This is a genomic window from Acidaminococcus sp. BV3L6, assembly GCF_000468835.1.
Classification (GTDB): domain Bacteria; phylum Bacillota; class Negativicutes; order Acidaminococcales; family Acidaminococcaceae; genus Acidaminococcus; species Acidaminococcus intestini.
The window spans coordinates 175729-183839 of record NZ_AWUR01000008.1 but is presented as its reverse complement, the minus strand read 5'-3'; the positions used below and the strand labels follow the sequence as shown (position 1 = coordinate 183839).

The window sequence follows — 8111 nt, the reverse complement described above, 5'->3', positions numbered from 1 at the left end:
GGATCTTGTACATTAACACACGCAACGAAAAAGGACACGCACTGTATTCAGTGCATGTCCTCTCCAGGAGTGCATAGACACTTTAGCACCCCAAAATTTGACAAAGAACCTTTTTGTGTTTGGTGGAGTAAAGAGACTGTACAGGCAGCGACGCTGCCTCCTATATGGGGGCGGTTTGGATCCGTTCCTTTGAGGCTTTTCTCATTATCCGAACATTACTCATTGTTTATTTTTCCATTGACCACTTTTTATCCTGTTCTTATTCTCTTTTTTCGTCCTTTCTTTTTCAAACAATTCCATAATGATTACATATTGCATACAATATACTTTCAAATTGTCCCTAATATTTCTCCCAATCCCTTGACAATGACACTGCTTGTGTTGTATAAATAGACCAATGCTAATTATGAACGAAATGAATAAAGAGGCATTCAACGTTCATAATATAACAGCCTTTTCCATCAAAAAAGGGAGCCCCGCTCCCTTGTCATTGTGATTCTATTTTTTATCATTCATCTGCAGGTACATAGTGTTTCAGACAGGCACTCTTGAGTCCTTCCGATACCGGTGTCTTTTCTTCCTTCACAATCCTCTGGACTTCTTTTTTCAGCGTCTGCGTCGATGCCAAGTGGGGGAGGACGTCTTCCTCCGTAAAAAACGATGGCTCGGCGTAGTTATCAGCAAAGACGGCGATAGTTTCCACCTTTACGTGGTGGGCACCTTCTTTTGCCAGGGTTTCCTTAAAGACCGCTTCAGATTCCTCAAGGGCCCGTACAGGATTTTTTACAATGAGGCTTGACGCATTATCCGTCACACGCCATGTGGAATCCTGATTATGACCATAGATGCGGTAGCCCTTATGGATGACCCTAAGGAGCAGCGCCTTTCCGGGGAGAAGGGCAATGAGGTCGACGCCTGTAAGGCTGCCTTTTGGGGGCACAAAGAAATAGGTTTTTTTATGGGAACCTTCTCTGATGGCTTTTTTGACACGCTTCATGGCCATTTCCGGTGTGCGGGCTTTTTTCATCTGGAGCCATTTCCAGCGGAACACAACAAGGCCCGTAGCAAGTACGAGGAAAAAAATAAGGATTTCTTTGAAACTATGAAGCTTCCAGATTGTGAAATCAGGAAGGATTTTGATGACAACGTCTTCCATGACAAGACTCCTTTTTGTAGGGAGAAATTTTTACATGCTCCATTATATCAGCCTTTCGTAGTTTTTACTAGGCGAGGCCCCTTTCCAATGATATAATGGATATGTACTAAAATTCTGAAAAAAGATGATTTCCCCATCTGGGGTTTTCATACAGCGCACTCATTCTATTTAAAAGGGGGACCTATTATGGCTGCAACAAATGAAAAGGAACTGTCCCGGGTGGACCGGTTCCTCAACACGATTGAACGTGTCTGCAACAAATTGCCACCGCCTGCCATCCTATTTTGTATCCTGTTTCTTATCGTGGCTTTTGTCGGGATGTTCTTTACCTTCTCTGGTTTTGGCCTCGAAAATCCGGCGACCCATAAGGTCGTCTATTCCCAGAACCTCTTTACCAAAGAAGGTGTCCAGTGGCTTTTGACCAGCATGGTCAAGAACTTCACCGGTTTTGCACCTTTGGGACTTGTCATCACCATGACTATGGCCATTGGCTTCTGTGAAGAATCAGGCATGCTTGTTGCCATGCTCCGCCGCAGTATGAAGAATGTACCGCCTAATATCGTACCGTTTCTCATTGCTTTTCTTGGAACGGTCGGCAACATTGCCTCCGATACGGCCATGGTCGTCATTCCGCCTCTTGCTGCCCTCGTTTACATCGGCGTCAAGAAAAACCCGGTTGTAGGGATGATTGTCGGCTATGCCGGTGCCCAGGCTGGTTTTACGGCAAACCTCATGATTGCTGGTACGGACTCCCTGCTGCAGGGCCTTACGAACCAAGCCATTGATGCGTTTCTCGGTACACCTGGGAAATTTGTTGTTGATGTCACCTGTAACTGGTACTTCATGATTGCTTCTACCTTCCTGTGCTCCCTTGTGATTGGCCTTGTTTCAACTAGGATCGTGGAACCTCGGTTCCCCGTCTATCACAGCAAAGATGAAGACGAGACCATCCAGGAAGTGACCCCCCTTGAAGTAAAAGGACTTCATCGTGCCGGTTTTGCCGTTGTGCTCTATATTGCCATCCTCGCCATCGGTTTCTTTGCAGGCGTTCTTTCCAAAGACGGACATACCCTCGTCGGATCGTTGCTCCTCAAAGGTCTCATCCCGATTCTCTTTTTCCTCTTCAGTATTGCCGGCATCACGTATGGCATCACGACGGGCAGCTTTAAATCTGTCAAGGACGTCAACAAAGCCATGGTCAAGCAAATGAGCGGCATGGGCGCCTACGTTGTTTTCTGCTTTTTCTGCGGCCAGTTCCAAGCTCTTTTCAACTGGACCCATCTGGGCACGCTCATGGCGATTTCCGGTGCTGACTTCCTCAGAGGAATCGGCTTTACGGGCCTTCCCATGTGCATCGCCTTTATCCTCATTACGGCCCTCATCAACATCTTTGTTTCGAGCGGCTCTGCCAAGTGGGCCATCCTCGCTCCGATCTTCGTTCCGATGTTCATGCTCCTTGGCTACCATCCTGGATTTACCCAGCTCATCTATCGCTTGGGCGACTCTCCGGGGAACTGCTTTACCCCGATGTCTCCCTACATTTGGATGATCCTTTCTGTGGCCCAGGAAAAATACATGCCTGACATTGCCATTGGGACCCTCATTTCCAACATGATTCCTATTGCCATCGTCCTTCAGATTGCCTGGATTGTTTTCCTCATCGTTTGGGAAACCTTGGGCCTTCCCATTGGACCGGGCGTCGGCATGCAGCTGCCCCCGGGCATTCTCTGACTAAAACGACTTTCCTTTTAGGGAAAGGTAACCCGTACGCTCTCTAGTTTGAAAAAGCGCTGCGCTTTTTGAACATCCGGCGGGGCTTCGTGCCTTGCCGGATATTTTACTATTTAAGGAAGAAGTTGATTATGATGAAAATACAGAAAGTACCCCAGCAAAAAGGTACCCTTGCCGCCTTCATGAACCTTGTCGAACGGGTCTGCAACAGGCTGCCGCCTCCAGCTATTCTTTTTTGTCTGCTCTTTGTCCTGACCGCCCTGTTGGGCGCCCTCTTTACGGAAATGGGGGTACATCTTGAAAACCCCGCCACCCACCATATCGTCACGGCCCAGAACTTTTTCAGTAAGGCCGGTATCCAGTGGCTCCTCACAAATATGGTGAAGAACTTTACGGGCTTTGCGCCTTTGGGCCTTGTCATTACTATGACCATGGCCATCGGATTTTGTGAGGAATCAGGTCTCTTGGTTTCCCTTTTGAATCGATCCATGCGCCGCGTGCCGCCCGCTCTCGTGCCTTACCTCATCGCCTTTGTCGGGACCTTGGGGAACATTGCTTCTGATACCGCGGCCGTCGTTATCCCGCCCTTGGGTGCCCTTGTTTATCTTGGCGTCAAAAAGCATCCTGTGGCCGGGATGATCGTGGGCTACGCCGGTGCGAACGCTGGTTTTACGGCAAATCTCATGGTCGCTGGTACGGATTCTCTGCTGCAGGGCTTGACAAACGAAGCCATCAAAGGCTTTTTGGGAAATCAGGACTTTGCCGTTGATGTCACCTGCAACTGGTACTTTATGGTTGCCTCCACCTTCCTTGTCGCCCTCGTGATTGGGTGGCTCTCCCAAAAAATTGTAGAACCCCGTTTTGGGACCTATGAAGGGCCCGTGGAAGAGGAGACCGTCGCTGAAATCGGGCCGGCGGAAAAGCGCGGCATAAAAAACGCGGGACTTGTCGTCCTTGTCTTCATCCTCATCGTCGTGGCAGGTTTTTTTACGGGCATCCTTTCCAAAGATGGACATACCCTTGTGGGCTCCCTGCTCCTCAAAGGGCTCATTCCTATCCTCTTTTTTGTCCTCAGTGCGGCAGGCATTGCTTACGGTCTCACCACAGGAAAATTCATGAATCTAAAGGATATCAACAAAGCCATGGTCAAACAAATGAGTGCCATGGGTTCCTACGTTGTTTTCTGCTTTTTCTGCGGCCAGTTCCAGGCCCTTTTTAACTGGACCCATATGGGAACCCTCCTTTCTATCAAAGGGGCGGAGCTGCTCCGGGAAATTGGCTTTACTGGACTTCCCCTCAGCGTGGCCTTTATTCTCATCACGGCGCTCATCAACCTTTTTATGTCAAGTGGTTCTGCCAAATGGGCCATCTTCGCGCCGATCTTTGTCCCGATGTTCATGATGCTCGGGTATCATCCCGCTTATGCCCAGCTCCTTTATCGCCTGGGTGATTCACCGACCAACTGCTTTACCCCCGTCATGCCCTACCTGTGGATGGTCCTTGCCGTAGCCCAGGAAAAATACATGCCCGATATCGCCATCGGAACCCTCGTCTCGAGCCTCGTCCCCCTGGGCCTTGCCCTCCAGGTCATTTGGATCATTTTCCTCATCGCCTGGACCCTCCTGGGAATCCCCATCGGTCCTGGTGTCGGTGCGACGCTGCCGCCAGGAGTCTTGTAAGGGAAAAACAGTCTTAGATGGATTATCGTGTGTACTGCCTTGCGAACATTTTGCAGGGCAGTGTTTTTTTAAGCCTTTTTCAGCGGTAATGAAAAGGCCCGTGAAAAGGGAATAAAGAAAGAAAAAAAGGGGGTTCATAATTTACAGTGGTTACAATTATCGATAAAAGAATTTGGCAAAGCATATAAAATGAAACTATCATATAGTTAATCATGGCTAAATGGATATAAAAAGAAGGTTAGAAAAGACGAATAATTTTTGAGAAGAATTCCTATTATGTCTCTTTGAAATAGACAAATTAATAGAAAAATAAGGAAAATATGATATACAAAAATGAAAATCTGTTATAATAGATACAGAATCAAAAAAACGAAATGACCCATCATTTCAGCATCATGCACTTATTTTTTGCAATGCGCAGACAATATGAAAGGTGCTGTCTTTCTTCAACCGACTGATTCGCCCTGTGATCTTGGAATCGCCATCGCGTTATTTCCCTGAACCCTTACCTTATGGATTCTTGTCAATCCGAGGAAATTTCGCCCTGGCCCTTACGGATCCTCCGCCGATGAAGCCATTGCCTGCGGATCCATCAAAGGAGGAACTCAAAAAACATGGAAAAGAAGCTGCAAGAAAAAGCAAGTCTCCTCGATCGTTTTCTGGATACGGTCGAACGGGTGTGCAATAAATTGCCACCTCCTGCCATCTTATTTGGCATTTTATTTGTGATTACGGCGATTGTTGGGGCTCTTTGCACCCAGGCCGGATTTGCACTGGAAAACCCGGCCTCTCACAAACTGGTGGCATCCCAGAACTTCTTTACTAAAGAAGGCATCCAATGGCTTCTCACGACGATGGTGAAGAACTTCACTGGATTTGCCCCCTTGGGCCTTGTTATCACCATGACCCTTGCCATTGGTTTTTGCGAAGAATCAGGCATGCTCTCCGCGCTGCTGCGTCGAAGCATGAAGAACGTACCGCCCTCTCTCGTCCCCTTTATTGTTGCCTTTCTTGGCGTCTGCGGAAACATTGCATCTGATACGGCCATGGTTGTCATTCCGCCCCTTGCGGCTGTTGCCTATATCGGTGTCAAGAAGCACCCTGTTGTTGGGATGATGGTCGGTTTTGCTGGTGCGGAAGCAGGTTTTGGCGCTAACCTCATAATTGCGGGGACCGATTCCCTGCTCCAAGGCCTTACTAACCAAGCCATTGATGGTTTCTTTGGCAAAGCGGGAGTTTTTGCTGTAGACGTGACGTGCAACTGGTACTTCATGTTTGTCTCTACTTTCCTCTGTGCCTTCATGATTGCCCTTGTTTCCATCAAAATCGTAGAGCCGCGCTTTGGCAAATACGAAGGCCCCGGTGCTGATGAGGAACTGGGCGGTGTTTCGGAACTTGAAATCAAAGGACTTAATCGTGCGGGTCTGGTCATTGTCCTTTATATTGCCATCTTGGCTGTTGGCTTTTTCTCGGGCATCCTGTCTAAGGATGGACATACTTTTGTAGGGTCTCCGCTTCTTAAGGGCCTCATTCCCCTTCTCTTTATCATGTTCAGTTTGGCCGGTATTACCTACGGCGTGACAACAAAATCTTTTACCTGCATCAAGGATGTCAACAAAGCGATGGTCCACCAAATGAGCGGGATGGGTGCGTTCGTCGTTTTCTGCTTCTTCTGCGGTCAATTCCAAGCCCTCTTCAGTTGGACCCATCTGGGAACCCTGCTTGCCATTTCAGGGGCTGATTTCCTTGAAACGGTAGGTTTTACGGGGCTTCCCATGTGTGTAGTCTTCATCATCATCACAAGTCTCGTTAATATCTTCATGTCTTCCGGCTCTGCCAAGTGGGCCATTTTCGCACCGATTTTCGTTCCTATGTTCATGCTTTTGGGATATCACCCTGGATTCACTCAATTGCTTTATCGACTGGGCGATTCACCAACAAACTGCTTTACCCCCATGAACCCTTATTTGTGGATGATTCTTTCCGTAGCCCAGGAAAAATATATGCCCAAAGCGGCCATTGGGACCCTTGTATCGAACCTCATTCCGATTGCTGTCTGCCTGCAGATTGCGTGGATTATTTTCCTGATTATTTGGATGACTTTGGTTCTTCCCATTGGACCTGGCGTTACGATGCAGCTGCCTTCTGGCATCCTGTAAGAGTTCGGCTTATTTCTGAGCGCTGGAGCTTTGGCTTCGGCGCTCTTTTCCTGTTGCCTGGAAAAAGTGGGGGAGGAAGGAATCTTTCTTCCTTTTCCCATATTTTTTTATAAAATCCGTTGACAAAAATGCCACTCTTCGATATAATGACGCTTGTGACCGCGTCCTAGGACGCACCAAGATTCCCCGATAGCTCAATGGTAGAGCACTCGACTGTTAATCGAGTTGTTGTAAGTTCGAGTCTTACTCGGGGAGCCAATGGCCGGATGGTCAAGCGGTTAAGACACCGCCCTTTCACGGCGGTATCGGGGGTTCGATTCCCCCTCCGGTCACCATTTTTTTTTGGCGCTTAGCTCAGCTGGGAGAGCGTCTGCCTTACAAGCAGAATGTCAGCAGTTCGATCCTGTTAGCGCCCACCATCTTGTTGCTGTTTATAACGGGGCGTAGCTCAGTTTGGTAGAGCACCTGCCTTGGGAGCAGGGGGTCGTAGGTTCAAATCCTGTCGCTCCGACCAAATTTTTTTTGCGGGTGTAGCTCAATGGTAGAGCCCTAGCCTTCCAAGCTAGTTACGTGGGTTCGATTCCCATCACCCGCTCCATTTTATTTTGGCCCCGTAGCTCAGCTGGATAGAGCAACGGCCTTCTAAGCCGTGTGTCGAGTGTTCGAATCACTCCGGGGTCACCATGTCGAATCTTTAGCCTTCCTTTCGGGGAAGGCTTTTTTGTTTCACGGTGCGGTTCCTGAAAGAAATCGCATTCTTTTTGGGCCCCAATATAATGAAATCAGACCACCACGAAAAAAGGGTCGGAATATGGGGCTTTTTCGATTCGATCAAGGCTGCGGCAGAAGAATGTGCAGTTTAGCAAAAGGCACAGATGCAGCTTAGCCCGGCCCGGGAATTTTTGGGGATGGAACGCTATGCCATTGACTGCTGCGGCGCCAATCTCTATGTTCATGATCATGCCGTTGTCATCGATAAGACGGGCGGCCTTTGGATCGTGGGGGACAACAATTTCAAGGTCATTCCTTTTAAGTCCATTGCTGCTATCCAGGTAAAGCTGCAGTCGACGATCATCAATGGGTACCTTGAATTTAAACCGGCAAACAGCCCCCTTACCATCGGCAGCGGTAAGGCCGAACAGACGCGTGAAAACAGTGTGATCCTAAGCGGAACGGATGAACGCTATGCCGAGGCAAAGGAAGCCCTGCCATACATCTTTGACAAAATCTGCAATCACTGAAAGGATTCTATCATAGCCATGACTAGGTAAGGTCGTGGCTTTTTTTGTTATTTTTGTTGCAAAGAAGGTGAGCATTTCGTATGATAGGAACGTGATAAATACGAAGTAAAATAGGGGAGATTAAAATATGGGTAAAAATCCCAGA

Annotated in this window: 5 protein-coding genes and 5 tRNA genes; 9 read left to right on the top strand and 1 reads right to left on the bottom strand. The window is 48.2% G+C overall.

Annotation, left to right across the window (positions count from 1 at the left end):
* Positions 1-508: 508 nt before the first annotated feature.
* Positions 509-1156, bottom strand: a complete 648-nt coding sequence (locus HMPREF1246_RS02585; RefSeq protein ID WP_009014959.1) for an NERD domain-containing protein — start codon at positions 1154-1156, stop codon at positions 509-511.
* A gap of 186 nt (positions 1157-1342) precedes the next feature.
* Between HMPREF1246_RS02585 and HMPREF1246_RS02580 the strand changes: the two genes are divergently transcribed.
* From HMPREF1246_RS02580 to HMPREF1246_RS02535, 9 genes are all read left to right on the top strand, one after another.
* Positions 1343-2887, top strand: coding sequence for an AbgT family transporter (locus HMPREF1246_RS02580; RefSeq protein WP_016459991.1), 1545 nt, complete (start codon positions 1343-1345; stop codon positions 2885-2887).
* Positions 2888-3018: 131 nt separating this feature from the next.
* A complete protein-coding gene (locus HMPREF1246_RS02575) occupies positions 3019-4566 on the top strand; it encodes an AbgT family transporter (RefSeq protein ID WP_014129053.1) in 1548 nt (515 codons plus the stop codon).
* A 614-nt stretch (positions 4567-5180) separates the two neighbouring features.
* Positions 5181-6725 (top strand): AbgT family transporter, encoded by a 1545-nt coding sequence (locus HMPREF1246_RS02570; protein ID WP_021736550.1) that lies wholly within the window; start codon positions 5181-5183, stop codon positions 6723-6725.
* Between the two features lie 183 nt (positions 6726-6908).
* A tRNA-Asn gene (locus tag HMPREF1246_RS02565) sits at positions 6909-6983 on the top strand.
* 2 nt (positions 6984-6985) lie between these two features.
* Positions 6986-7060, top strand: a tRNA-Glu gene (locus HMPREF1246_RS02560).
* A 102-nt stretch (positions 7061-7162) separates the two neighbouring features.
* Positions 7163-7239 (top strand) — tRNA-Pro (locus HMPREF1246_RS02550).
* A 10-nt stretch (positions 7240-7249) separates the two neighbouring features.
* A tRNA-Gly gene (locus tag HMPREF1246_RS02545) sits at positions 7250-7323 on the top strand.
* Between the two features lie 9 nt (positions 7324-7332).
* Positions 7333-7409: transfer RNA gene (locus HMPREF1246_RS02540), tRNA-Arg, on the top strand.
* A gap of 191 nt (positions 7410-7600) precedes the next feature.
* A complete protein-coding gene (locus tag HMPREF1246_RS02535) occupies positions 7601-7966 on the top strand; it encodes a hypothetical protein (RefSeq protein WP_009014955.1) in 366 nt (121 codons plus the stop codon).
* Positions 7967-8111 lie beyond the last annotated feature (145 nt).

Bases quoted from the DNA above. Each gene is read 5' to 3' on its own strand.
- HMPREF1246_RS02585 (WP_009014959.1), bottom strand. From the start codon at position 1,156: ATGGAAGACGTTGTCATCAAAATCCTTCCTGATTTCACAATCTGGAAG.
- HMPREF1246_RS02580 (WP_016459991.1), top strand. From the start codon at position 1,343: ATGGCTGCAACAAATGAAAAGGAACTGTCCCGGGTGGACCGGTTCCTC.
- HMPREF1246_RS02575 (WP_014129053.1), top strand. From the start codon at position 3,019: ATGATGAAAATACAGAAAGTACCCCAGCAAAAAGGTACCCTTGCCGCC.
- HMPREF1246_RS02570 (WP_021736550.1), top strand. From the start codon at position 5,181: ATGGAAAAGAAGCTGCAAGAAAAAGCAAGTCTCCTCGATCGTTTTCTG.
- HMPREF1246_RS02535 (WP_009014955.1), top strand. From the start codon at position 7,601: ATGCAGCTTAGCCCGGCCCGGGAATTTTTGGGGATGGAACGCTATGCC.